Here is a 25,440-nt window from a genome sequence, read left to right as displayed (position 1 = left end):
ACGACGGTTCGGAGCGCGGGACGCCTCCGCTACCGGTTCAGGTCGAACTCCCCGTCCTTCGCACCGAGTACGAAGGCCCGCCACTCGGCCTCCGTGTAGCGCAGCACCGTGTCCGGGTCGGCGGAGTTGCGCATCGCAACGCCGCCGCCGGGCAGGTGCGCGATCTCCACGCGCTCCTCGGCCGGACTGTCCGGAGCGCTCTGCCACTCGACACCGGAGATGTCCAGGGCGTACAGCTCTTCCTTCTCACGTTCACTGGCCATCAGCGGTGGTTCCCTTCGATGAGAGCGGTAGCCCGGCCACGCCTCAGTGGCCGAACAGTGGGGGAGTGCCGTCATGGGCCACGGCAGGACGCCCCCGGAGCAACGGACCCCGCGGGTCGCGCGCCGAGCCGGTGACCCACCGGGCCGTCGCGTCGTCGCCGTCCGCGGTCGCCCCGGGTGTGTTCCCGTGTTCCCTGCGGAAGGCGGGCCCGCCGCCCAGGTGTCGCAGGGCTCGCCATGGTAGACCGCACGGAGCGGACACAACGGCGGTCCGTCCCGAATTCACCCACCGACGACACAACCCGGCCACACGCATTGGTTCTTCCTGTAGCGAGCGTCGTGTACGGCATCGCCTTTGCGGCGTGACAGACGGCACGTCGTTCTCGGCACGGCAACGTCTGCTCGGCAGGGCAACGTCGTGCAGGTTGAGCGGAAGGAGCACGTCCGCTACCGCTTTCGTGTGACGTCGGCAACACGAGGTCGGTCGAGAGCCGGGGGCTTCCCCGCGCGATCGGCCGACGGAGCAGCACGGGGGGTGAGAAACGTTTCTCTCGGTGTCGGAATTGTGCGCCTGTGGTCGAGTTCAAGCGCAACAGCGCTTGAAAGTTGTAGAAGTTCCGGGGTTTCCCCAGCGGGCGACCACGCCTGTGCGGTGTCAGGGCCTTGGGATACCTTGCAGTTGGAACCGCTCCGCCGACCGCACGCTGTGCCGGAGCGCGTTGGGTGCAACGGGGAACGAACGGCCCAGGGGGAACTGGATGCTTGACGACGGCAACGGGAACTACCACGCCCCTGCCTCGAGTGACCTCAAGCGCACGGCCGAAGCGCTGAAGGATTTCAGGAAGCGCGTCGACGACATCCTCAGGAATCTCGAGAAGTCCGCGGCGGCGCCCACCAGGCTCGCCGACCAGAGCATCCCTCCGGGCTCCTTCGGCAGCGGGTTCAGCGAGGCCGAGGATCTGGCCCTGACCTACGAACGCGTCCGCACCCACCTCACGAACCTCTCCCGCACCTTCGGAGACCAGATCGAGGCCATGGGCATCGCCGTGCAGGGCGCCGACATCGGCTTCGACAACCTCGAAGAGGACGTCCGCCGCCGTTTCTGGGAGATACAGGAGCGCACGACCGAGCAGCAGCAGGTCCAGCAATCGATCGACGGGGCGCAGGGAACTTCCAGCGGCGCTGACACCAAGTTCTGAGAGGTGGGGAAGACATGAGTGAATCCGAGTCGTCGAACCAGCCGGCTGCCGAGCACTTCCTCGCCGTCACGGACGTGCGGAGGGCGGTTTCTTCCTTTCTGCCCTTCGGTGGCGGGCGCGGCACCTTGGGCCGGTCCGACTTCGAGAGTCGCCGGTTGAACGAGCTGGTCGGGATGGTGGAGAACGCCAGGCCAGGGGACCTGGAAGCGACGGCTGACGCGTTGTGGAAGGCCGCGGACGACATCCGCGGCATCGGTGAGGACATCAAGACGTACGCCGGGCGTGTGGAGTGGGAGGGCGACTCCGCGGGTGCGTTCCAGAAGTGGGCCGCGAACCTGGCCACGAACACGCTGAGGCTTGCTGACTACACGAGCGCCTCAAGCACGCAGTTGAAAGCCGCCGCCGTGGGCCTGGCGTCCGTGAAGAGCGGCATGCCGCCGCGCGACGCCGCCGAGGACCTGGGGTTCGCGGCGCCGCTGCTGACTGACGTACCGGTCCCGGCACAAGTGGACGGCAACCCGGCGTACGAGGCGGCGAAGAAGGAAGCGGCGACGCAGAAGGAAAAGGATCGCCAGGAGGCAATCAACCAGATGAACCGGCTCAGCTCCTACTACCACGTCTCCCGTGACGTGATGACGGGGCTCGAGGAGCCGACTTTCGACAGAATGCCGGATGTCGGCGTGCCCAGATCCGATGGCAGAGTTTGGGCACCAGAGGGCCAGGCCGCCGGAGGCGTCGAAAGTCACGGTGGAAGCGTCGGTCCGAGCAGTACCTCCGTGGCCGCTCCGTCTGTTGATAATGCGTCCTACGGCGGTCGCGCTTCCGAATACTTCGAGCGGACCGCCAGCACCAACCTGTCCGGTGGAGTTGCTGCCCCGCCTGTAGCGGTGGAGCAAGGGAGAACGTCTCTGGCCGGAGGCGCAACCTCAGGGCTGCCCGGCCCAGTGGCTTCGGCTCCCGTCGCGCCGCCGGGGGGACCAGTGCCGGTGACGCACGGCCCCGTGTCTGCCAACCCTGCGGGGGGCGGGGCGCGGTCCGGTGTGAGCGGCGGCCGCGCTCCGTCGCCGTGGTCGAAGCAGTCGCCTGGGGCCGGTAGCCGTCCAGGCGGCGTGCCCAGCTCGTCGGCCGGTCCTGTCGGGCGTCCGGGGACAGCTCAGCCGGCGGGTCGTGTGGGGCGGGCGGATGGCATCTCCGGTGGCACACCAGCCCGTTCATCCAGCCTTCCGACATCGCCTCGGTTGCCGCGGGGAACGGTGGTTGGTGGCGAGGGTGGTCCGACGGGACGTCCGGCCGGTGGCCTAGGCGGTGGGGCTGGCGGACCGGTCGGTGGTAACCAGCAGTCGACAGGACGGCGCTTGGCCGGTGAGCGTGGTGGTGTCGTCAGTGGGTCGCGACAGGGGACGCCGGTCGGTCGGGAGTTCACCCGCGGCGGCTCCGGGTTGGCCAACTCAGCAGGCAACGCCGCAGGACTTGGCCGGCCCATGGCCCCCGCAGGTGCCGGGAGTAGCGCTCGGGCGGAGCGTCGATCTGGCGATGAAGTGCAGCGTCCGGACTACCTGACCGAGGACGAGTCCACCTGGGCAGATCAGCGTGGTACTGCTCCCCGAGTGATCGAGTAGGACGAGGAGCGGTCCGTGCGACGACGCGGTGCTGATCACGGAAGTGAGTTGGGTGCGATGAAGTGGCTGCGGTGGTCCACGGTGGTGGGCGTGGCGATGACATGCGCTGTTGGAGGTGTCGCAGTAGCTCCTCCCGCCATGGCCGAGGATGTCAGGCCCCAGCAGTGGTACCTGGACGCGATGCAGGCTGACAACATGTGGAAGGTCAGCACGGGGAAGGGCATCACCGTCGCCGTGATCGATTCCGGGGTGAACCCGGACACCGACGCACTGCGTGGACAGGTTCTACCGGGCAAGGATGTCAGCGGGCGTCCTGGTAACGCTCATGTTGACTTTGATGGACACGGGACCGCGATGGCCGAGATCATCGCCGGCACGGGGGGCAACGGATCCGTCAGAGGGCTTGCCCCGGATGCGAATATCCTGCCCGTGCGCATGAATCTTACGAAGCCCGGTGAGTACACAACAACAGGCACCTTGGATGAGGCAATAGAATTTGCTGCCGCGAGTGACGCACAGATCATCAACATGTCGGTCGATATCGAGGGTCCGTATGCTGAACTTGATGATGCTGTGAAAGTTGCTGAAAAGAGAGGAAAGCTGCTCTTCGCCGGTGCCGGGAATGATGCGGAATCGAAAAACGACACGGCGTGGCCTGCTGGCTATCCGCATGTCGTCGGCGTTGCATCGAGTGGGCGAACCGGCAAGATTTCAAAGTTCTCCCAGTACAAGACAATGCCGACTTTGGCGGCTCCTGGTGAAGAGATCACCGGTTGGTGCGACAACTCCTTTCAGGAATACTGTGAGCGTCAAGGAACGAGTGCCTCCACTGCAATCGCATCTGCTTCGGCTGCGTTGATCTGGTCGAAGCATCCTGATTGGACGGCGAACCAGGTGTTGCGGGTGATGATGCAGACGGCCGGTTTGGAGTCCGGGAAGGCGCCGAGCAAGTACGTCGGCTATGGCATGGTGCGTCCTCGGATGGTGCTGTTGGAGGGCGAGGGTGATCCGGGGGACCCGGACGTGAACCCGATGCTTGAGCCGAGCAGCCTGAAGCCCTCACCCTCCCCTTCGCCCAGTGAGGAGCCGGCCGGTGAGGCGGCCGAGCGGGTCGTGGTCGCCGATGCGGGATCGGACGGTAGCGGTGTCCCGGTGGGGGTGCTCGTCGGCGGCGGGGGCGCCGCGGTGCTGGTGGCGGTGGCGGGCGCGTTCCTGCTGCGAGCGCGGAGGCGTGCGCGCTGACGTGGACGTCTTGGAGTTGCTGCCGACTTCGGCGGTGACGGGTTCAGGGCCTCGGCAGGGCGCCGGGGCCGAGTGGTGAGTGATCGGGAGGGCAGGGCATGGCGGGACAGAAGCTCAGTGAGGCGCGGCTGCGGAAGCTGGAGGGGCAGATCCAGGGTGTTCTGGACAACATGAACAACCAGGTGAGCGACCTCGAGCGGGTTATCGAGATGCTGTCCACGCAGTGGCGTGGTGTGGGTGCGGGGCAGTTCACGAAGGCGCAGAGCGACATCAACCGGCATCACCGCAACCTGCAGAAGATCATGCGGCAGGTGAAGGAAGCCATCGAGGCGACCCGTCGGGACGGTGGGGCGAACGACGAGAACGTGGCTGCCGCGATGAAGGGCGTCGACCTCAACGGGAGCGCCCCGGGCGATGGCATGGTGTCGGCCGGCTCGTACGGCGAAACGGGCGGCGAGTACAAGCAGTACTCGAAGCTGAACGGCCTGTGAGACGCCGCGCGCACGCGGAATGTGAACTGGTAACTCTCAGTACCTGACGAAGGGGGAACCGTGTCGGTCAACGGTCTCGACGACATTGCGGTCAACTACGGCTCGCTCGCGAACGCGGCGACCAGCATCCGGAACTCGGCGAAGCGCCTTCGTGGCGACATCGAGGTCCTGCAGAGCGAGGTGAAGGCGGTCGCGGAGACCTGGGAGGGTGAGGCGCAGACCGCGTACGCACGGGTGCACACGAACTGGGACCTCCAGGCGGACGGTCTCCACAACACCCTCAACAAGATCGCCAGTCTGGTCGAGCAGGCCAGCAGCGACTACCAGACGACGGACAAGAAGGCGTCACGCTACTTCGACATCTGAGCGTGGTAGACGGAGTTGTGCGCTCTACGTGTGATGGGTGGTCGGTGAGCAACGGCTCGCGGACCACCCATCGTGCGTGCGGGCGGCGAATCACCCCGCGACGCCGCGTGGTATCTCCACCGTTCAGCTCGGGCTGTGAGTGCCGGAGGGCCCGAACAGCCTGCTCGGGGTGGCCCGACCTGCCGCTCAGGCCCTGCTGAATCCGTCAGGGCTCGAGGCCCGGAGCCCTTTTGGGGAGCTTGGACGGGAGCGAGCAGTCGGTGTCCTTGTGGGCGTAGCGGGCGGCGCTGACGGCAAGGTTCGCGACGCTCTGGCGCACTGTCTCCTCGTCCACATCAGAGTTTCCGGCCGCGATCGCACTGACGCTGAGATTGCGCTGCCCGCCGGGTACTTCGCCGACTGCTCGGCATGGCACCCACACGGAGGCTGTGCGAGACGTGGATACAGCGCCCTTCCCAGCTTGAAAGCGTACGGGCTTCTCCTTTTCGGGGAAGATGTTGTGGTGCAAGTTCTCTTCGATCCAACGATCCGTGGGCATGTCGGTCACAAGCTCGGAAACGACACTCAGTGCTGATACATCCTCGGCGAGGACAGTGCATCCGGCGTGATAGGAGTAGGCCGATGTGTAGCCGTTGGGTTTGTCCGAGAAAGTGTACTGAGGAGAGTGGGGAACCACGTTGGCGACATCGCGGGCGGCGTGCTCGGCGTCTCCGAGTGACTGGCACATCTCCTCTGCTTCGATGCGACCTCTTGACTCGAATGGAGGGTAGTCGCCCAGATAGGCGACAGTCAGTGAGGAAAGAATGACGCCCGCAGCCACAGAGCTGAGCAGTACTCCCTTGCGTGCCTTCGGTGCTGACTTCTCTTCTGTCACTGGCCGTCTTTCTGTGCGTTCTGTCCGACGGTGTAGTTCCTGTAGTTGGTGGCAGCACTCGTGAAGCCTTGCTCCGCTGCGGAGGCTGAGACGGAAACGATGTGGGGTGATGGATTCCCTGATCTCTCACTTCCCAGTTCAGCAGCGCGCTGTGTCATGGAGTAGGTGGATTCCTTCATCGCGTCCCATCTCTCACCGTTGCGAAAGACAACTTCTTCGGATGAATCGCGTTTCGATCCTTCTGTGATCATTCCCAGAATCTCTTCACTCGCCGTCTCGGCCGCAACTCCGGCCACTACGCCGCCGGGTCCGGTGAACGGAGCTGTGGCCAGTCCGACGCCGACACCGACGAGCGGGCTGACCCACGAATGGCTCGCATCGAGTGCATCATTGAACTTCTGATCTTTATCGATGCCTGACGTCTCGATCTCGAAGGTGCGGCCGGCGCCAAGGATGCCTTGTACCTCTCCGGATCGCTTGGCGATGTTCTCAACACCAAGCTTGAGGTTCTCGCTGTCGGGGAAGTTCGCATCCTGGACGTAGGCGCCGGGGTTCTTGAAGTGGTACTCCATCAAGGAAGCGGTGTAACTGTGCTGCCCCAGGGTGACTGCGGCATAACCGTCCGGGTCCTGCCCCACTGTGTGCAGGAACTTGTAGACGTCTCTGGCGGGCAGTTCCGCGTCGGCGCCGGAGATGGCGTACAGGTTGTTCTCGTTCGCGCCGTCCGGGCTCAGTGAGCGGTTGATGTCGGGCATGTACTCGGCGGAGATGCGACCCAGGGCGCGGGACATCTCCGAGTGCTCGGTGAGCCGTGTGGGGTCTTCCGACACCGACATGACGAGGCGTTTCGTGAGTTCGGCCTGTCCCTTCGAGTGGGTGAGGTCGTCCCATGCCGCGGCTCTGCCCGGTGGGTGGCCGGTCGTTGCCGACTCCAGGGCCGCCGCGAGGGACTTGTGCCCTTCGACGCTCTTCTCGAAGTCGTCGGTGGTCTCCGCCGGCCAGGCCCGTTCCTCGAAGAGGTAGTCGAAGTTGGTCAGGGACTTCTTCTTGCCGTCGTCCTCGAACTGATGGTCCTCGCTCTTGGTGAGGTAGGTGTCGTTGAAGAACTCGGTCGACGCGTCAGGGCTGTTGGCCAACGCCTTCATGAACCCGAGGACGGGGTCGTGACCTCCGTCCGTGCCGCTGCGGTTGAGCAGACCCGTGGCGGTGCCGTCCAGCCAGGCGCGGTCGGCCGCCGTGCCGTTGTTGGTTCGGGCCTTCTCGGTCTTCATCAGTTCCCGGCCGTAGTCGGTGAGGAACCTGTCGTCGTAGTCGCCCCACCGCATCAGGTTGCTCATCACCTGGAAGCCCTGGGGACCCGGGTATCTGGCGACGCTGACGGGCTGATCGCCCAGGCGTACCATGTCGCGTTCCCACCGGGCCATCGTCGGGCTGTCCGACTGGGTGGCCGCGGCGAGAGTGGTGCTGAGGTTCTCCTGGAAGCCCTTCAGGTCGTCCAGGCGGGCCCTTCCCACCTCCGAGTGCGGCGAGTTGAGGCCGGCCCAGAACTCCAGGGCCCCCTTGGGAGTGAGTTTGGTGGCGAACGTCTCCGCGAAGAGGCGGTCGTCCTTGTGGGAGTGCAGCAGTCCCTTGAGTTCGTCGAATTCCTCGGGCGTGAGGTCCGTCGGGTCCTTGCCCGCGATCCGTGCTGCGCGTCTGCCGTTGCGGACGGCGTCGGCCGCGGTGTCGCGGTCCTTGTAGAAGGCGTTGTTGAAACCGTGGGGGCTCGCGTCGACGATCAGCGTCAGAGCCTCCGCGGCGGTCCTGTCGCTCGTGGCCGCGGCCTTGAGAATGCGCTGGATGTCGTTCCTGAGGTCCACCGCGTCCGCAGGCCTGTGGTCGGGCACCTCGCCTGTGGCCCGATCCGGGTGCCTGTTCATCGTGACGGTGAAGGCACCGTCACCGAGGTCGGTGACGGTGAGGTTCTTCTCCCTCACACCGAGGTCGATCCGGTCGTTCAGTTCTTTCTTGTACCCGACGAGTTCGTCGTGCGTGTCCCGCAGGATGTTCCGGACGGACCGGGCCTGCGTGACGGCGTCACCGAACTCCCGGGCTGTCTTCGTCACGAAGCGCCGAGTCACGGTGGCGTTCTCGCCGGCCCAGTCGGCCTTCTTCGCGCGGTTGTCGAGCTGGCTTCCGGCGTCCTCGGAGAGGTCCTCGAGTTTCCCGAGCATCGAGGACCAGTCGTCGACGGCCTGCTTGAGCTTGCCGAAGTTCGCGAAACGCAGGGCGTCGAGGTTCATCGGCGCCGGGTCCTCTCGTCGAAGGCCTCGTCGAGAGCCGCGATGCTGAAGGTGGTGGCGATGTAGTGCTCGTCACCGGCGTGGGCCTTCTTGGTGTAGTCGAGGTGGTTCGAGATGTGGGCGCAGGCGCCCAGCAGTGTGCCGACCTGGACGTTCCACTTCTCGGCGAGGTGGTTGAGGGCGCCACCCAGGGCGAAGTCGTTCCTCAACTGCTGGCCTGCCGCGTACGTCGCCTCCTTGGCGTGGTCCCCGTCGGTGTCGAGCCGCTGGTAGAGCTTGAACGCCTGGTCGCCGATCGCGGCCAGGTCCTTCTGGCTGACCTTGAGATCGCCCTGCCGCGGTCCCCCGGCGGTCTCGTCGGGTACGCCGTTGAGCCGGGACCGGGCGGCATCGTCGGCCGCCGCCTTGTGGCCGGCCCATTCCTCGTCGAACGACATCGGTCCCCCTGTCTCCGTTCTGCCTGTTGTGGTCGTTCCTACCGCGCCCCGGCCGGATCACTCGTCCGTCCACCCCTGGCCGTCCCGGCCGCCGGCCTGTCCGAGGGCCGTCACCCGACGAAGCGAGGTCACCGCTCCTCGGGCAGCCAGCCGAGCTGGACGAGCGGTGCCCCCCGTTTGCGGGAGACGAAGAAGCCCCTTCCGACGGGCATGGGCCTGGCCCGCACGTTGCCGAGGATGTCGCCCTCACCCGGGTCGCCGGAGAGCACGACGCCCTGTGCGCCGAGTTCCTTCATCCGCTGCATGAAGGGCTCGTACATGGAGCGTGAGGCGCCCGCGGCGCTGCGGGCGATGACGAAGCGGACGCCGATGTCCCGGGCGAACGGCAGGTGCTCGGTGAGGACCGCCAGCGGGTTGCCGCTGGAGGTGGAGACCAGCTCGTAGTCGTCGACCACGATGAACACCTTCGGCCCCTGCCACCAGCTGCGGTCGCGGAGCTGCTGCGGCGTCACGTCCGGCGCGGGCGCGCGGCGGTTCATCAGGTCGCGGAGCGCGTTCATGTGCGCCTCCATGGCGCTCGACATGGGGGCGTACTCCAGCAGGTGGGTGTCCGGGATGCTGCCGAGCAGCGACCGCCGGTAGTCGCCGACGACGATCTTCGCCTCGTCGGGGGTGTACCGCTCGGTGATCTGCTTGGCCAGCAGTCGCAGCAGGTTCGTCTTGCCGGACTCGCTGTCGCCGAACACCAGGAAGAACGGGTCGGTCTCGAAGTCGACGAAGACCGGTTCTAGATCGCTCTCGCCGATGGCGAAGGCGACGCCGCGCGCGGGTTCCTCGCTGCCCTTCGGCAGTTGCGCGGCGGGCAGTTCGCGGGGCAGGAGCCGGACCGCCGGTGCGCGGGCGCCGGTCCAGGTGGCGGAGACGGCGGCGGTCATCGCGTCGGTGGCGTCGGACAGTTCCTCGTCGGACGTCACGCCGTCGATGCGCGGCACGGCCGCCATGAAGTGCAGCTTCTCCGGGGTCTGGCCCCGTCCCGGCATGCCGGGCGGCACGTTGGCCGCGACCTGGCGGTCGAAGTCGGAGTCCATGGTGTCGCCGAGCCTCAGTTCCAGCCGGTTCATCAGCTGGTCCTTGAGCGCGGCCCGCACCTCCATGCCGCGGGAGGCACCGATCACCAGGTGGATGCCGTAGCCCAGTCCGCGGCCGGCGAGGTCGTTGATGACGGGTTCCATCATCTCGTACTCGGTGCGGAAGTTGCCCCAGCCGTCGATGACGAGGAACACGTCGCCCCACGGCTGGTCGGTGATCTCGCCGCGGGCGCGACGGCGCCGGAAGGTGCCGATCGAGTCGATGCCGCGGGCGTTGAAGTACTCCTCGCGTCGGGCGAGGATGCCTGCGACCTCCGCCACGGTCCGCCGCACCTTCTCCGGGTCGAGCCGGGAGGCGATGCCTCCGACGTGCGGCAGGCCGGCGAGGGAGGACATGCCGCCACCGCCGAAGTCCAGTCCGTAGAACTGCACTTCGGACGGGGTGTGGGTGAGGGCGAAAGCGGAGACGAGGGTGCGCAGCAGGGTCGACTTGCCCGACTGCGGTCCGCCCACCACCAGCATGTGGCCCGCGGCGCCGGAGAAGTCCCGTACCAGCAGGTCGCGGCGCTGCTCGAACGGCTTGTCCACCAGGCCGAGCGGCACCTGGAGCCGGCCGTTGCCGCGGAAGTCCGGCGAGGCCAGTCCGCGGCCGTCCACCGCGGCGAGGCCGGGCAGCAGTTCGTCCAGGGGCGGCGCGGAGTCCAGCGGCGGCAGCCACACCTGGTGGGCCGGGGTGCCCTGGCCTTCCAGGCGGCGCACGACGACGTCGAGCACGGTGTCGGCCAGCGCGTCGTCCTCCGCGGTCCTTCCGGCGGGGATACGCGTCTCCGGTTCGGCGTACGTGACCGGCACGGGGGCAGCGGTGAACAGCACCGGGCGGCGTCGCGTCGGGGCCTGGCCGGACGGGCGGTCGGGGCCCTGACGGTAGACGCCGGAGACGTAGGCGGCCTTGAAGCGGTCCATCTCCTCGGTGCCGTGCTTGAGGTAGCCGGAGCCGGGCACGGACGGGAGGTGGTAGGCGTCGGGCACACCCAGCGCGGTGCGGGACTCGGCCGCGGAGAAGGTGCGCAGGCCGATGCGGTAGGAGAGGTACGTCTCCAGGCCGCGCAGCCGCCCCTCCTCCAGGCGCTGGGAGGCGAGCAGCAGGTGCACGCCGAGCGAGCGGCCGATACGGCCGATCTGGATGAACATCTCGATGAAGTCGGGCTTCGCGGTGAGCAGTTCGCTGAACTCGTCGATGACGATGACCAGCGAGGCGATCGGGTCGAGGGGCGCGCCGGCTGCTCTGGCCTTCTCGTAGTCGTGGATGTTGGCGTAGTTGCCCGCGTCGCGCAGCATCTCCTGCCGGCGGTTGAGTTCGCCGCGGATCGAGTCGCCCATGCGGTCGACGAGGGTCAGGTCGTCGGCGAGGTTGGTGATGACCGCGGACACGTGCGGCATCTGGGACATGCCGGTGAACGTCGCGCCGCCCTTGAAGTCGGCGAGCACGAAGTTGAGCGTCTCGGACGAGTGCGTGACGGCGAGGCCCAGCACGAGGGTGCGCAGCAGCTCGGACTTGCCGGAGCCGGTCGCGCCGACGCACAGGCCGTGCGGGCCCATGCCGTCCTGCGCGGCCTCCTTGAGGTCCAGCATCACCGGCTGCCCCTCCTCGCCGACGCCGATCGGCACCCGCAGCCGGTCCGCCTGCGAGCGGGGCCGCCAGGTGCGCGAGACGTCCACCGAGCCCGCGTCGCCGAGGCCGAGCAGGTCGGTGAACTCCAGGTTGGCCAGGAGCGGTTCGTTGTCGTCCCCGCCGCTGCCCGGGCGCAGCGGGGCGAGTTGCCGGGCCAGCGCCTCGGCGGCCTCGGCGGCGAGCTGGTCCGGTGCGCCCTCGTAGACGATGCCGCGACCGGATTCCAGCCGCAGTTCTCCGGGGCGGACGACAACGGACAGTCCGCCCCGCGGCTCGGGCAGTTCCCCGGAGACGACCTCGATGACGGTGACGCCCTGGATGCCCTCCGGGGCGGCCAGCGCGGACAGCGGGGTGACCACGGCGCTGTCGAGCACCACCACGAGGTGCGGTTGGTCCAGCAGGGGCTGGCCGTCGGGACTGAACCGGGGGCGGCCCTCCAGCCGGCCGCGCAGCAGGTCCTCCAGCTCTGCCGGGTCCTCGCTGATCAGCCGCCGGGTGCCGGCGCCGTCCACGCTGCCGGGCTGCTGGCAGTGCGGCAGCCACTTGGTCCACTGCCAGCGTGCCGTCGCCTCCTCGCCGCCCGCCGCGACCGCGATCACCAGGTCCTCGGGGGAGTGCAGCGCGGCGAGTTGCGCGATCATCGCCCGCGTGGATCCGTACACGCAGCCGGGGCGGCCGGAGACCGTCAGGTGGTAGAAGGCGCGCAGCGACACGGCCATGGGCAGCCCTTCGAGCGTGCCGTGTGCGGTGATGAAGCGCTGCATGGCGCCGGCCGTCAGCGGTTCCAGCTCGTCGACCGGGGCGGTCTCGGGTGCGACCAGCGGGGTGCTGAGCTGCTGCGCGCCCAAGCCGACGCGCACCTGCGCGAAGTCCTTGTCGCCGACGCGGCGTTCCCACACCCGGCTGCCCTCGGCGACCAGTGACCAGAGCTGGTCGGGTGAGGGGTGCAGGTAGTACTGGGCGTCACGCTGCCGGCGCGCGGTGCGACGGATCGTCCGCCGGGTCTGGGCGAGGTACTTGAGGTAGTCGCGGCGGGTCTGCGCCATCTCGCCCTGTGTGCCTCTGCGAAACCTGACCACCATCGCCACGACCATGGCGATCGTCGACAGCAGCATCATCGCGCCCATGATCCGCATGAACGGCGGCATGTGCGGCATGAAGAAGAAGACCACCGAGCCGCCCATGCCCAGCATGGGCACGATCTGCATCAGCACGCCCTCCTGCTGACCCCGCGGCAGTTCCGGCGGGGACTCCAGGCGCAGCTCCTCGTGGGGTACTTCGGGCGGAAGTGCCCGCGGTGGGCGCTTGACGACGATCTGGCTCACGAGCGCACCAATCCCTCAAACGAAACGGAAAGGTCCGCGACCGGCGCCCCCGTGGCGAACAGCCCCCTCCCGCGGTGGGCGATCCTACTTGCCCGACCCACGCACCCGGCCCGATAGGGTGTCCGCCGGACCGTGCGCACCAGTGAAGGACGTGCGCGTCCGGTGAAGGACGTGCACGTCGTGGGACGACGTGCGCACCGGTGAACGAGGGGACTCAAGCCGTGAGTACGTCAGCAACCGCGTCGGCCTACTCGCCGGCCGCTGCCGCCACCGGCTCGGAGACCGGCTTCTGCCGGGTCACCATCGTCGCGCCGGACAGCCGTATCGACGTCGCCCTGCCGGAGGACGTCGCCGTCGCCGACCTGCTGCCCGAGGTGCTGCGGCTGAGCGCGCAGGCCCCTGGCGAAGGCGCCCCGGTGGGCTACCACCTGGTGCGCCGGGACGGCACCGTGCTGGACACGGCGCGTTCCCTGCTCTCCCAACGGGTCATGGACGGCGAGGTGTTGAGCCTGCGTCCGTTCGCCGACTCGCTGCCGCCCGCGGTCTTCGACGACGTGTCCGACGCGGTGGCCGCCGCGGTGACACGTGACCGGACACTGTGGGACGACCGGCTGATGCGGATCGCCGGACTGCTGGGCGGTGCCGTGGTGCTGACGCTGATGGCGTTCGTGCTGTGGTTCGCCGACCCGGGCCACGACATGCACGGCCTGCCGGGCATCGTGGCCGCCGTCACCGCCGTGCTGCTGCTCGCTCTCGCCCCCGTCCGGGCGCGCGTCTACGACGACCGGGCTTCAGCCACCGCGCTCGGCCTGGCGGCCCTGCCGCACGCGATGATCGCCGGATCCGGGCTGCTGCCGCTCCAGGACGGGCACGGCATCGGCCGGTTGCAGTTCCTGCTGGGGTGCGTGGCCGTGCTGGTCGCCGCGATCGCGCTGACCGCCGCGCTGCCGAGCGGCGACGCGCCGTTCATCGCCGCCGCGGTCGCGGCCGCCGTCGGCACCCTCGCCACGTTCGGAGCGATCCTCAGTGACGGCCGCCCGCTGTCCGCCGCAGCGCTCTGCGCTCCGGTGGCGATCGGTGCGATCGCCTTCCTGCCGGGGCTGTCCGCCCGGTTCGCCAGGCTGCCCATCGGCTACGCGCCGCCCCGTCCCGGGCAGGAGAGCGCGCAGAGCGGCGACGAGGACCCCTTCGCGCCCGCCGACCCCGGCCCGGTCGACGCCGACCGCATCGCCCACCAGGCCCGCCGCGGCCACGAGGTGCTGCTGGGCCTGGTCGGTGGCTGCTCCGTGGTGGTGGTGGGCTCGGCCGCCGCGCTGGGGTTCTCCGGCAACGTCTGGGCGCAGTGCCTGGCACTCGCCGCGGGTCTGGCGATGCTGATGCGGGCCCGGCTGTTCCGCTACACCAGCCAGGTCGCCTGCGCCCTGGTCGCCGGCATCGCGGCGGTCGCACTGCTCGCGGTCGGCCTGGCGCTCAACACCCCGGCCGCCGCCGACGGCACTCTGGACCTGCGCACGCTCTGGCTGGCCGCGGGCCTCGCGGCGGGGGCGGCGGCCGTCACCGCCATCGGCCTGGTCGTGCCCCGGGCCGGACTCACCCCCTTCTGGGGCCGGCTGCTCGACATCGGTGAGGGCCTGGTCCTGCTGTCCCTCACCCCGCTGGCCCTGGCGGTGCTCGAGGTCTACACCTCGGCCCGCGCGATGACCTCCTGACGCGCCTCCGACCCGCCCCGGCCGTCCGCCACCGCCCCCCGCCGGGCCCCCGTCCGCCACCGGACCGGTGCCGTGCGGTGAGCCCGGAGCGGGTACGGACCGCCCGCAGAGCTGGTGTAGGCTGCTGGGTGGTCGTTTGTGTACGCACCCAACCGGAGTACTCGCCGTACGAGGAGTACCCGCCCGGGAAGCGCTGGACGCACCCGCCTCCCGAGTCACGTAAGCCCGCTGTGTTCGAGACCAGGGGCACTCGGAAGGCTCGCCTGCGAAGGTCAGAACACCTGAAGGAGTACGCGTGTCTTCTCTCGACGCCGCGACGAAGAAGTCGATCATGTCCGAGTTCGCCACCAAGGAGGGTGACACCGGCTCCCCCGAGGTTCAGGTGGCACTGCTGTCCCGCCGCATCTCGGACCTGACCGAGCACCTCAAGACGCACAAGCACGACCACCACTCCCGCCGTGGTCTGCTGCTCCTGGTCGGCCAGCGCCGCCGCCTGCTGCAGTACCTGGCGAAGAAGGACATCAAGCGCTTCCGCGTTCTGGTCGACCGCCTCGGCATCCGCCGCGGCGCGGCCGGCGCCCGCTGACACATGACGGAGGGAGCGGTTCCCCTTGACGGGAGCCGCTCCCTTCGTCGTGTCTCGTGGAACACAGAACCTTTGTAGTGTGGGTTCCACAACGACACAGCACGAGGCGCGGCGCCCCGCCCGACGCCGGTCCTCGGTAGTGGCCCCCGGACAGTCACCACGTTCCGGGAGCTTCGATCGAAGACCGGCCCGCAACGGGAGCGCCCGCCTGCAGACGGTCCGCCGCCACACGGGCGCCGGACGCAGACGAGGAGAAATTTTCTTGGTGGAGAACGAGACCCACTACGCCGAGGCCGTCATCGACAACGGCACCTTCGGCACCCGCACCATCCGCTTCGAGACCGGCCGGCTGGCCAAGCAGGCCGCCGGATCGGCCGTGGCCTACCTGGACGACGACACCATGGTGCTGTCGGCCACGTCCGCCTCGAAGCACCCCAAGGACCAGCTCGACTTCTTCCCCCTCACGGTGGACGTCGAGGAGCGGATGTACGCCGCCGGCAAGATCCCCGGCTCGTTCTTCCGCCGCGAGGGCCGCCCCTCCGAGGACGCGATCCTCACCTGCCGGCTCATCGACCGGCCGCTGCGCCCCTCTTTCAAGAAGGGCCTGCGCAACGAGATCCAGATCGTCGAGACGATCATGGCGCTCAACCCCGACCACCTGTACGACGTGGTCGCGATCAACGCCGCCTCCTGCTCCACGCAGCTCGCCGGCCTGCCCTTCTCCGGCCCGATCGGCGGCACCCGCGTCGCCCTGATCAAGGGCCAGTGGGTCGCCTTCCCGACGCACAGCGAGCTCGAGGACGCCGTCTTCGACATGGTCGTGGCCGGCCGGGTGCTGCCCGACGGTGACGTCGCGATCATGATGGTCGAGGCCGAGGCCACCGAGAAGACCATCGAGCTCGTCAAGGGCGGCGCCGAGGCGCCGACCGAGGAGATCGTCGCCGCCGGTCTGGAAGCCGCGAAGCCCTTCATCAAGGCGCTCTGCAAGGCGCAGTCCGAGCTCGCCGCGAAGGCCGCCAAGCCGGTCGGCGAGTTCCCCGTCTTCCTGGACCACCAGGACGACGTGCTGGACGCGCTGAACAACGCCGTCCGCGACGAGCTGGCGCAGGCGCTCACCATCGCCGGCAAGCAGGACCGCGAGGCCGAGCTCGACCGCGTGAAGGCGCTGGCCGCCGAGAAGCTGCTCCCGCAGTTCGAGGGCCGCGAGAAGGAGATCTCCGCCGCCTACCGCTCGCTGACCAAGCAGTTGGTGCGCGAGCGCGTGATCAAGGAGAAGACCCGCATCGACGGTCGCGGGCTCACCGACATCCGCACCCTCGCCGCCGAGGTCGAGGCGATCCCGCGGGTGCACGGTTCGGCCCTGTTCGAGCGCGGCGAGACCCAGATCCTGGGCGTCACCACGCTGAACATGCTCCGCATGGAGCAGATGCTCGACACGCTGTCGCCGGTCAGCCGCAAGCGCTACATGCACAACTACAACTTCCCGCCCTACTCCGTCGGTGAGACGGGCCGCGTCGGCTCGCCCAAGCGCCGCGAGATCGGGCACGGCGCGCTCGCCGAGCGGGCGCTGGTGCCCGTGCTGCCGACCCGCGAGGAGTTCCCCTACGCGATCCGGCAGGTGTCCGAGGCCCTCGGCTCCAACGGGTCCACCTCCATGGGCTCGGTGTGCGCCGCGACCATGTCGCTGCTGAACGCCGGTGTGCCGCTGAAGGCCGCCGTCGCCGGCATCGCCATGGGCCTCATCTCCCAGGAGATCGAGGGCGAGACGCACTACGTCACGCTCACCGACATCCTCGGTGCGGAGGACGCCTTCGGTGACATGGACTTCAAGGTCGCCGGCACCAAGGAGTTCGTGACGGCCCTCCAGCTCGACACCAAGCTGGACGGCATCCCGGCGTCCGTGCTGGCCGCGGCCCTCAAGCAGGCCCGCGACGCCCGGCTGCACATCCTCGACGTGATGGCCGAGGCCATCGACGTCCCGGACGAGATGTCGCCCTTCGCCCCCCGGATCATCACGGTCAAGATCCCCGTGGACAAGATCGGTGAGGTCATCGGCCCCAAGGGCAAGATGATCAACCAGATCCAGGAGGACACCGGCGCCGACATCACCATCGAGGACGACGGCACCATCTACATCGGTGCCGCCGACGGCCCGGCCGCCGAGGCCGCCCGCGCGACCATCAACGGCATCGCCAACCCGACGATGCCCGAGGTCGGCGAGCGCTACCTGGGCACGGTCGTCAAGACGACCACCTTCGGCGCCTTCGTCTCGCTGCTCCCCGGCAAGGACGGTCTGCTGCACATCTCGCAGATCCGCAAGCTCGCCGGCGGCAAGCGCGTCGAGAACGTCGAGGACGTCGTCGGCGTGGGCCAGAAGGTCCAGGTCGAGATCGCCGAGATCGACCAGCGCGGCAAGCTCTCCCTGATCCCCGTCCTGGACGAGGCCGAGGGCGAGCAGGACGACAAGAAGGACGACGCCGACCAGTGACGCGTACGCCTCGTACGACGGCCCGCCCCTCCTCCGAGGGGCGGGCCGTCGCCCGTACCCCGGTCGGCACCGAAACCCTCATCACGGGGGAGAACGGCGCCGGCACCGTGCGCAGGACGGTACTGCCGGGCGGACTCCGGGTCGTCACCGAGACCCTGCCCACCGTGCGCTCGGCCACCTTCGGCATCTGGGCGCACGTCGGTTCCCGCGACGAGACGCCGGCCCTGGGCGGTGCGACCCACTACCTGGAGCACCTGCTCTTCAAGGGCACCCGGCGGCGCAGCGCCCTGGACATCTCCGCGGCGCTGGACGCCGTGGGCGGTGAGATGAACGCCTTCACCGCCAAGGAGTACACCTGCTACTACGCGCGGGTCCTCGACACCGACCTGCCGCTGGCCATCGACGTGGTCTGCGACATGCTCACCGGCTCGGTCATCCGGCAGGAGGACATCGACGCCGAGCGTGGTGTCATCCTCGAAGAGATCGCCATGACCGAGGACGACCCCGGCGACTGCGTGCACGACCTCTTCGCCCGGACCCTCTTCGGCGACACCCCGCTGGGCCGCCCGGTGCTGGGCACCGTCGACACGGTCAACGCCCTGACCCGGGACCGGGTCGCGCGCTTCTACCGCAGGCACTACGACCCCACCCACCTGGTGGTCGCCGCCGCCGGCAACGTCGACCACACCGCCGTCGTCGAGCAGGTGCGCGTCGCCTTCGACGCGGCCGGCGCGCTCGAACGCACCGACGCGGAGCCGGTACCGCCGCGTGCCGGCAGCCGCCAAATCCGCGGCGGCAGCCGGGCCGAGCTGCTGGGCGGCCGCACCGAACAGGCGCACATGCTGCTCGGCATGCCCGGCCTGGCCCGGACCGACGAACGCCGCTGGGCGCTCGGTGTGCTCAACGCCGCCCTCGGCGGCGGTATGAGCTCCCGGCTGTTCCAGGAGATCCGGGAGAAGCGCGGACTGGCCTACTCGGTGTACTCGCACACCTCCGGCTTCGCCGACTGCGGACTGTTCGGTGTCTACGCCGGCTGCCGTCCCGCCCAGGTGCCGGACGTGCTGAAGATCTGCCGGGACGAACTCGCCCAGGTCGCCGAGCACGGCCTGACGGACGAGGAACTCAGCCGGGCCGTCGGCCAGCTCTCCGGCTCCACCGTGCTCGGCCTGGAGGACACCGGCGCGCTGATGCACCGGATCGGCAAGAGTGAACTGTGCTGGGGCGAGCAGATGTCGGTGGACGACATGCTCGGGCGGATCGCGGCGGTCACGCCCGACGAGATCCGGGACGTCGCGGCCGACGTACTGGGCCGGCAGCCGTCCCTCGCCGTCATCGGCCCGCTCACCGACAAGCAGTCCACCCGCCTGCACGACGCCCTGTCCTGACGCCGGCGGACACCCCGCGAGAAGCGGTCCGCGTGACCGCCCCGAACGCAGAGGAAAGAGAGACGATGACCGACGTGCGCAAGCTGCGTGTGGCCGTGATCGGCGCGACCGGCCGAATGGGCGCCGAGGCGGTCCGGGCGGTGACCGCCGCCGACGACCTCGATCTGGTCGCGGCACTCGGCCGGGGGGACGCGCTGGAGAAGCTCACCGCGTCCGAGACCGACGTGGCCGTGGAGCTGACCCACCCGGACTCGGTGATGGAGAACCTCACGTTCTGCGTCCGGAACGGCATCCACGCCGTCGTCGGCACCACCGGCTGGACCGAGCAGCGCCTCACCGACCTGCGCGGCCAACTGGACGCCAACCCGTCCACCGGCGTGCTGATCGCCCCCAACTTCGGTATCGGCGCGGTGCTCGCCATGCGCTTCGCCCAGCAGGCCGCCCGCTACTTCGAGTCCGCGGAGGTCGTCGAGCTGCACCACCCCGGCAAGGCCGACGCGCCCAGCGGAACCGCGGTCCGCACCGCCCAGCTGATGGCCGCGGCCCGGGCAGAGGCGGGCTGCCCGCCGCAGCCGGACGCGACCAGCACCGCACTCGACGGCGCCCGGGGCGCGGACGTGGACGGCGTCCCGGTGCACGCGGTACGCCTGCGCGGCCTGGTCGCGCACCAGGAGGTGCTGCTGGGCGGCGAGGGCGAGACGCTCACCATCCGGCACGACTCCATGGACCGCTCGTCCTTCATGCCGGGCGTACTGCTCGGTATCCGCCGTGTGGTCGACACGCCTGGGCTGACGTTCGGCCTGGAGCACTTCCTCGACCTGGACGGCTGAGGCACGACGGCGATGCGCGCAAAGCTCACGTACTTCGTCCTGGCCGCCGTGCTGGTCGTCTACTTCGTGCTGGCCGGCGGGCGGGGCGTGGTGCTGATCCGGCAGGGCACGGCCGTCACGGTGCCGTTCGGCATCGCGGTACTGGTGCTGCCGCTCATCGGCATCTGGTTCCTCTGGCACAGCACCCGCTTCGCCCAGCAGGCCGGGCGGCTGGCCAGGCAGCTGGAGGCGGAGGGCGGGCTGCCCGTCGACGAGCTGGAGCGCACCCCGGGCGGCCGGGTGGTCCGCGAGTCGGCCGACGCGGTGTTCGCCGTGCGCAAGGCCGAGACGGAGGCCCACCCGGAGGACTGGCGCAGCTGGTTCCGGCTCGCGGTCGCCTACCACGACGCCCGGGACACACCGCGGGCCCGCAAGGCCATGCAGCGGGCGATCGCACTGCACCGCCAGGGGAGCGGCGACGCCCCGAGCTGACCGTCGTCCCGACGGTCCGGCGGACGGTGGCAGGAGCAGCGCGACCGGCGTCCGGTCAGCGGCGGTAGTCCGCCGCCCAGGCCTCCAGCACGTCGGCCGCCCGGTCGAACGCCTCGGGCTTGGCGAGGAAGTCGGCGTTGTGGTCGGTCAGCAGCGTGCGCAGCGTGCCGCCACCGGTGCGCTCCACGGCCAGTGCCTGACCCTGGACCGTGCGCGGCAGCCCCATCCACCGCACCGGCTGCTGCACCGTGCGCACGGCGGCGACCTGCGGCCAGGTCAGCGTCACCGTCCGCAGGAAGGCGACCTGGCGCAGGCCGTGGGAGCTCACCCAGATGCCCACCCGCAGCAGCCGCAGGGCGAGCGTGACCACCACGGCGGCCGTGCCGACGCACACGCCCGCGCCACCCAGCGTGCCGGCGAGCGCGATCACCACGGCGGAGATCAGCAGGTAGGCGGCGAGCAGGAGCAGCAGCGCGGCACCGGCCACCCGCCACGGTCCCGGGCGGTACGGCCGGCGCCAGTAGCCGGGATCTGCGTGGGGCAGCGGCTCGTCCGACGGATCGAAGGGCGCGCTGAGCTCGCGTTCGGCGGTAAGGAAAGGCAGGGGCACGACGGGTCCTCGCTCGCGATCCGGATCATGCGGCAGGACACCGTTGTGGCGCCCTGTGAGCGGTGAGGCTATCGGGGCCGTGCGGTGAGAACCACATCAGGGCCCGACCCGGCGTGCCCGCCGGAGGTCAGCGGCGTTCGGAGGCGTTCTGCCGCTGCACCTGGTCGCCCTGCTGTTCGACGTCGAGCGCCGGCATGCCGAGGAGCAGCGATCCGGCAAGACCGCCGATCACGACGAAGCCGATGAGCGCACGCCCGGCGAGCTGGCCGAGGGAGGCGCGTTCGGGCGGTGGCGGAGTGACGTTGCTGCGGAACCGGTCTGCCTCGGCGACGAAGGCGAACGGGACGGGTTCTCCGCGGCGGAACATGGTGTTCTCAACCCCAATCGGTCGTACGTCGTACGCGGTGTGTCGGACGACGGGTGCTTCTGCAGTGACAGACGGACGAAACGCGCCAGAAGTTGCCTCTACGGGTGACTTCCTGGTGAAGCCGCCCACCTTGGCCTGTACCCGACGCCGCCCGCGGCACCCTTACCCGTCCGTTTCCGTCCCCGGCCCGAACCGACTTAGGCTGGGCGCCTTCCACGCTTCCGCACCGTTAGGACCGCCGGTGACCGACACCCCCCGCTTCCGCAGTGACATGACCGTGGAGCTGGTCAAGCACAGCGCCGCCGACACCGACGTGCTCTGGGCGGCCCGCGTCTCCACTGCCGGTGAGCAGTCGCTGGAGGAGTTGCAGAAGGACCCGGAGCGGTCGAAGGGCCTGATCAACTACCTGATGCGCGACCGGCACGGCAGCCCTTTCGAGCACAACTCGATGACCTTCTTCGTCAGCGCGCCGCTGTTCGTCTTCCGGGAGTTCCACCGGCACCGGGTCGGCTGGTCGTACAACGAGGAGAGCGGTCGCTACCGCCGTCTGGAGCCGGTTTTCTACGTGCCCGACGCGGAGCGCCGCCTCGTCCAGCAGGGCCGTCCCGGCAAGTACGAGTTCGTCGAGGGCACCCCCGGGCAGCTGAAACTGGTCGAGGAGTCGATGCGGGACTCGTACCAGCGGTCCTATGCCGCGTACCAGGAGATGCTGGAGGCCGGCGTCGCCCGCGAGGTCGCCCGTGCCACCCTGCCCGTGGGTCTCTACTCGTCCATGTACGCCACCTGCAACGCCCGCTCGCTGATGCACTTCCTCGGCCTGCGGACCCAGCACGAGATGGCGTCGGTGCCGTCGTTCCCGCAGCGGGAGATCGAGATGGTCGCCGAACTGATGGAGGCCGAATGGGCGAAGCTGATGCCGCTGACGCACAGCGCCTTCAATGCCAACGGACGCGTCGCCCCCTGACTGTCCGTTGTGTCCGGATTGCGGCAGTTCGCAAAGTTCATCTAGGCTGAATACACGGACCCGGCACTGCGTGAACCCCCGAGCAGGCAGTGCCGGGTCCATATCCGGCCGACCCGAGGGAGCGCTCGGCAGGGAGCTGCGAGTAGCGTGGGACCCATGGCTCCGACCTCCACACCGCAGACGCCCTTCGGGCGGGTCCTGACCGCGATGGTCACGCCGTTCACTGCGGACGGCGTTCTCGACCTCGACGGCGCGCAGCGTCTTGCTGCCCACCTGGTGGACTCCGGCAATGACGGCCTGATCGTCAACGGCACCACCGGCGAGTCCCCGACCACCAGCGATGCGGAGAAAGCCGAGCTCGTCAGGGTCGTGGCGGAAGCGGTCGGCGACCGCGCCCACGTGGTCGCCGGAGCCGGCACCAACGACACCCGGCACAGCGTGGCGCTCGCCCGCGCCGCCGAGCAGGCCGGCGCGCACGGCCTGCTCGCGGTGACGCCGTACTACAACAAGCCCCCTCAGGAGGGCCTGTACCGGCACTTCACCGCGATCGCCGACGCCACCGAGCTGCCGGTGATGCTGTACGACATCCCCGGCCGGTCCGGAGTGCCGATCAACACCGAGACCATGGTCCGGTTGGCCGAGCACCCGCGTGTCGTCGCCAACAAGGACGCCAAGGGCGACCTCGGCCGGGCCAGCTGGGCCATCGCGGCCACCGGCCTGGCCTGGTACTCCGGTGACGACATGCTGAACCTGCCGCTGCTGTCCGTCGGCGCGGTCGGCTTCGTGTCGGTCGTCGGGCACGTCGTCTCGCCGGAGCTGCGGGCGATGCTCGACGCCTACCTCCAGGGCGACGTCACCAAGGCGACGGAGATCCACCAGAAGCTGCTGCCCGTCTTCACCGGCATGTTCCGCACCCAGGGTGTGATCACCACCAAGGCGGCGCTCAACCTGCAGGGCCTGCCCGCCGGGCCGCTGCGGCTGCCCCTGGTGGAACTCACCGACGAGGAGACCGTGCAGCTCAGGCGCGACCTGGCAGCCGGCGGTGTCCACCTGTGAACCGCTGCCGTCCTCTGAGCCACAGACTTCACAACTGAACACGGACCAACAACTGCAAGTGCACAAGATCGCATGCGCCACGCGGCCTCCCCAGGGCGCGTGGCGCCTGTGGTGAGGAGAGTCTTTTGAGTCATCCACACCCCGAGCTCGGCGCTCCGCCGCAGCTTCCCGAAGGCGGCCTGCGGGTCACTCCGCTGGGCGGCCTCGGTGAGATCGGCCGCAACATGACCGTCTTCGAGTACGGCGGTCGCCTGCTGATCGTCGACTGCGGTGTGCTCTTCCCCGAGGAGGAGCAGCCGGGCATCGACCTGATCCTGCCGGACTTCACGTCCATCCGGGACCGCCTCGACGACATCGACGGCATCGTGCTCACCCACGGCCACGAGGACCACATCGGCGGTGTCCCCTTCCTGCTGCGTGAGAAGGCGGACATCCCGCTGATCGGCTCCAAGCTGACCCTGGCGCTCATCGAGGCCAAGCTCCAGGAGCACCGGATCCGGCCGTACACGCTGGAGGTGAAGGAGGGCCACCGCGAACGCATCGGCCCCTTCGAGTGCGAGTTCGTCTCCGTCAACCACTCGATCCCGGACGCGCTGGCGGTCGCCATCCGCACCCCGGCCGGGCTCGTGGTGCACACCGGCGACTTCAAGATGGACCAGCTGCCGCTCGACGGCCGCCTCACCGACCTGCGGGCCTTCTCGCGCCTGGGGGAGGAGGGCATCGACCTGCTGCTGTCCGACTCCACCAACGCCGAGGTGCCCGGCTTCGTCCCGCCCGAGCGGGACATCTCGCAGGTGCTGCGGCAGGTCTTCGCCGGTGCCCAGAAGCGGATCATCGTCGCCAGCTTCGCCAGCCACGTGCACCGCATCCAGCAGATCCTCGACGCGGCGCACGAGAACGGCCGTCGCGTCGCCTTCGTCGGCCGCTCGATGGTCCGCAACATGGGCATCGCCCGCGAACTGGGCTACCTCAAGGTCCCCGGCGGACTCGTCGTCGACGTGAAGACGCTCGACGACCTGCCCGACAGCCAGGTGGTGCTGGTGTGCACCGGCTCCCAGGGCGAGCCGATGGCGGCCCTGTCCCGGATGGCCAACCGCGACCACCAGATCCGCATCGTGCCGGGTGACACGGTGATCCTGGCGTCGTCGCTGATCCCCGGCAACGAGAACGCCGTCTACCGGGTGATCAACGGGCTCACCCGGTGGGGCGCCAACGTGGTGCACAAGGGCAACGCCAAGGTGCACGTCTCCGGGCACGCCTCGGCCGGCGAGCTGCTGTACTTCTACAACATCTGCCAGCCGCGCAACCTCATGCCGGTGCACGGTGAGTGGCGGCACCTGCGGGCCAACGCGGAGCTGGGCGCACTCACCGGAGTGCCGCACGACCGGGTGGTCATCGCCGAGGACGGCGTGGTGGTCGACCTCGTCAAGGGCAAGGCCAACATCGTCGGCAAGGTCCAGGCCGGCTACGTCTACGTGGACGGCCTCTCGGTCGGCGACGTGACCGACGCGGCACTGAAGGACCGCCGCATCCTCGGGGACGAGGGCATCATCTCGGTGTTCGTGGTGGTCGACAGCAGCAGCGGCAAGATCACCGGCGGACCGCACATCCAGGCGCGCGGCTCCGGCATCGACGACGCCGACTTCAGTTCCGTGCTGCCGAAGATCGACGAGGCACTGGCCCGCGCCGCGCAGGACGGGGTCGCCGAGGTACGGCAGCTCCAGCAGCTGATCCGCCGGACGATGGGCAAGTGGGTCTCCGACAACTACCGTCGCCGGCCGATGATCCTCCCGGTCGTGGTGGAGGTCTGACCTCCCGTCACCTCCCGTTCAGGAGGGGGGCACCTCGATTTGCATCGGGGTGCCCCCCTCCAGTACGTTTACGTCTCCACCGCAGGGACCACCGGCGCACGGTTGTGCGTCAGCACGGACCAGCGGAACGGGAAATCCGACCGAATCAGTCTGATAAAGTCGGAGAGCGCCGAAAGGCAAAGGGAATCCAACGCCCTCAGAGCAGAAACCGGAAAGAAAATCAGCCGGTGAAAGTCTGGTAAGGTTGGAGACACCGAAGGGAAGCGCCCGGAGGAGACCCGGAAGGGAATCCGAAGGAAGCGTCC

The 25,440-nt window shown here is 69.1% G+C and carries 21 protein-coding genes; 13 read left to right on the top strand and 8 right to left on the bottom strand.

Translation table 11 applies throughout. The annotated features are described in order from the left end of the window. Positions 1 to 29: 29 nt before the first annotated feature. The gene (locus ACYVE9_RS02070) at positions 30 to 263 is read right to left on the bottom strand and encodes a DUF397 domain-containing protein (protein ID WP_461025938.1); all 234 of its coding nucleotides are present in this window, start codon (positions 261 to 263) and stop codon (positions 30 to 32) included. Positions 264 to 1,021: 758 nt separating this feature from the next. Between ACYVE9_RS02070 and ACYVE9_RS02065 the strand changes: the two genes are divergently transcribed. The 4 genes from ACYVE9_RS02065 (at position 1,022) to ACYVE9_RS02050 (ending at position 5,180) form a co-directional block, all read left to right on the top strand. After that, entirely contained in the window at positions 1,022 to 1,462 is a 441-nt protein-coding gene (locus ACYVE9_RS02065) for a hypothetical protein (RefSeq protein ID WP_461025937.1), read from the top strand. Between the two features lie 1,757 nt (positions 1,463 to 3,219). After that, positions 3,220 to 4,323 carry a S8 family serine peptidase gene (locus ACYVE9_RS02060; protein WP_461025936.1) on the top strand — a complete coding sequence of 368 codons (1,104 nt, stop codon included), beginning with the start codon at positions 3,220 to 3,222 and terminating at the stop codon, positions 4,321 to 4,323. A 98-nt stretch (positions 4,324 to 4,421) separates the two neighbouring features. Next, positions 4,422 to 4,814, top strand: a complete 393-nt coding sequence (locus ACYVE9_RS02055; protein ID WP_461025935.1) for a WXG100 family type VII secretion target — start codon at positions 4,422 to 4,424, stop codon at positions 4,812 to 4,814. Between the two features lie 60 nt (positions 4,815 to 4,874). After that, positions 4,875 to 5,180, top strand: a complete 306-nt coding sequence (locus ACYVE9_RS02050; protein WP_461025934.1) for a WXG100 family type VII secretion target — start codon at positions 4,875 to 4,877, stop codon at positions 5,178 to 5,180. Positions 5,181 to 5,385: 205 nt separating this feature from the next. On the opposite strand, the gene ACYVE9_RS02045 is transcribed toward ACYVE9_RS02050, so the two are convergent. The 4 genes from ACYVE9_RS02045 to eccCa all read right to left on the bottom strand — a co-directional run bounded on the left by ACYVE9_RS02045 (position 5,386) and on the right by eccCa (position 12,858). After that, positions 5,386 to 6,054: a hypothetical protein gene (locus tag ACYVE9_RS02045; RefSeq protein WP_461025933.1), complete on the bottom strand. Its 669-nt coding sequence runs from the start codon at positions 6,052 to 6,054 to the stop codon at positions 5,386 to 5,388. Beyond that, a complete protein-coding gene (locus ACYVE9_RS02040) occupies positions 6,051 to 8,336 on the bottom strand; it encodes a hypothetical protein (RefSeq protein WP_461025932.1) in 2,286 nt (761 codons plus the stop codon). The genes ACYVE9_RS02045 and ACYVE9_RS02040 overlap by 4 nt, the downstream gene beginning before the upstream one ends. Continuing rightward, positions 8,333 to 8,773 (bottom strand): hypothetical protein, encoded by a 441-nt coding sequence (locus ACYVE9_RS02035; protein ID WP_461025931.1) that lies wholly within the window; start codon positions 8,771 to 8,773, stop codon positions 8,333 to 8,335. The genes ACYVE9_RS02040 and ACYVE9_RS02035 overlap by 4 nt, the downstream gene beginning before the upstream one ends. Before the next feature lie 128 nt (positions 8,774 to 8,901). After that, positions 8,902 to 12,858 carry a type VII secretion protein EccCa gene (eccCa, locus tag ACYVE9_RS02030; protein WP_461025930.1) on the bottom strand — a complete coding sequence of 1,319 codons (3,957 nt, stop codon included), beginning with the start codon at positions 12,856 to 12,858 and terminating at the stop codon, positions 8,902 to 8,904. Between the two features lie 221 nt (positions 12,859 to 13,079). Between eccCa and eccD the strand changes: the two genes are divergently transcribed. The 6 genes from eccD (at position 13,080) to ACYVE9_RS02000 (ending at position 20,327) form a co-directional block, all read left to right on the top strand. Next, on the top strand, positions 13,080 to 14,567 hold the full coding sequence (eccD, locus tag ACYVE9_RS02025; protein ID WP_461025929.1) for a type VII secretion integral membrane protein EccD: 1,488 nt from the start codon (positions 13,080 to 13,082) through the stop codon (positions 14,565 to 14,567). Positions 14,568 to 14,862: 295 nt separating this feature from the next. Next, positions 14,863 to 15,153 (top strand): 30S ribosomal protein S15, encoded by a 291-nt coding sequence (rpsO, locus tag ACYVE9_RS02020; RefSeq protein WP_461025928.1) that lies wholly within the window; start codon positions 14,863 to 14,865, stop codon positions 15,151 to 15,153. 265 nt (positions 15,154 to 15,418) lie between these two features. Next, positions 15,419 to 17,641 carry a polyribonucleotide nucleotidyltransferase gene (locus tag ACYVE9_RS02015; RefSeq protein ID WP_461025947.1) on the top strand — a complete coding sequence of 741 codons (2,223 nt, stop codon included), beginning with the start codon at positions 15,419 to 15,421 and terminating at the stop codon, positions 17,639 to 17,641. Next, on the top strand, positions 17,638 to 19,026 hold the full coding sequence (locus tag ACYVE9_RS02010; RefSeq protein ID WP_461025927.1) for a M16 family metallopeptidase: 1,389 nt from the start codon (positions 17,638 to 17,640) through the stop codon (positions 19,024 to 19,026). Before ACYVE9_RS02015 ends, ACYVE9_RS02010 begins: the two co-directional genes overlap by 4 nt. A 74-nt stretch (positions 19,027 to 19,100) precedes the next feature. Further along, positions 19,101 to 19,856: a 4-hydroxy-tetrahydrodipicolinate reductase gene (gene dapB / locus ACYVE9_RS02005; RefSeq protein WP_461025946.1), complete on the top strand. Its 756-nt coding sequence runs from the start codon at positions 19,101 to 19,103 to the stop codon at positions 19,854 to 19,856. 12 nt (positions 19,857 to 19,868) lie between these two features. Then, the gene (locus ACYVE9_RS02000; protein ID WP_461025926.1) at positions 19,869 to 20,327 is read left to right on the top strand and encodes a tetratricopeptide repeat protein; all 459 of its coding nucleotides are present in this window, start codon (positions 19,869 to 19,871) and stop codon (positions 20,325 to 20,327) included. A 55-nt stretch (positions 20,328 to 20,382) separates the two neighbouring features. Here the strand turns inward: ACYVE9_RS02000 and ACYVE9_RS01995 are convergent, their stop codons facing one another. Next, entirely contained in the window at positions 20,383 to 20,937 is a 555-nt protein-coding gene (locus ACYVE9_RS01995) for a hypothetical protein (protein WP_461025925.1), read from the bottom strand. 127 nt (positions 20,938 to 21,064) lie between these two features. After that, positions 21,065 to 21,304, bottom strand: a complete 240-nt coding sequence (locus ACYVE9_RS01990; RefSeq protein ID WP_461025924.1) for a hypothetical protein — start codon at positions 21,302 to 21,304, stop codon at positions 21,065 to 21,067. Between the two features lie 271 nt (positions 21,305 to 21,575). Between ACYVE9_RS01990 and thyX the strand changes: the two genes are divergently transcribed. From thyX to ACYVE9_RS01975, 3 genes are all read left to right on the top strand, one after another. Beyond that, a complete protein-coding gene (gene thyX / locus ACYVE9_RS01985) occupies positions 21,576 to 22,268 on the top strand; it encodes an FAD-dependent thymidylate synthase (protein ID WP_461025945.1) in 693 nt (230 codons plus the stop codon). 156 nt (positions 22,269 to 22,424) lie between these two features. Next, on the top strand, positions 22,425 to 23,324 hold the full coding sequence (dapA, locus tag ACYVE9_RS01980; protein WP_461025923.1) for a 4-hydroxy-tetrahydrodipicolinate synthase: 900 nt from the start codon (positions 22,425 to 22,427) through the stop codon (positions 23,322 to 23,324). Positions 23,325 to 23,449: 125 nt separating this feature from the next. Further along, complete coding sequence (locus ACYVE9_RS01975) at positions 23,450 to 25,135, top strand: ribonuclease J (protein ID WP_461025922.1); 1,686 nt, start codon at positions 23,450 to 23,452, stop codon at positions 25,133 to 25,135. 68 nt (positions 25,136 to 25,203) lie between these two features. Here the strand turns inward: ACYVE9_RS01975 and ACYVE9_RS01970 are convergent. Next, the coding region (locus ACYVE9_RS01970; protein WP_461025921.1) for a hypothetical protein at positions 25,204 to 25,440 on the bottom strand (237 nt) is incomplete at its 5' end.

The organism is Streptomyces sparsus (assembly GCF_054776295.1).
This window is presented reverse-complemented; position numbering and strand designations above follow the sequence as displayed.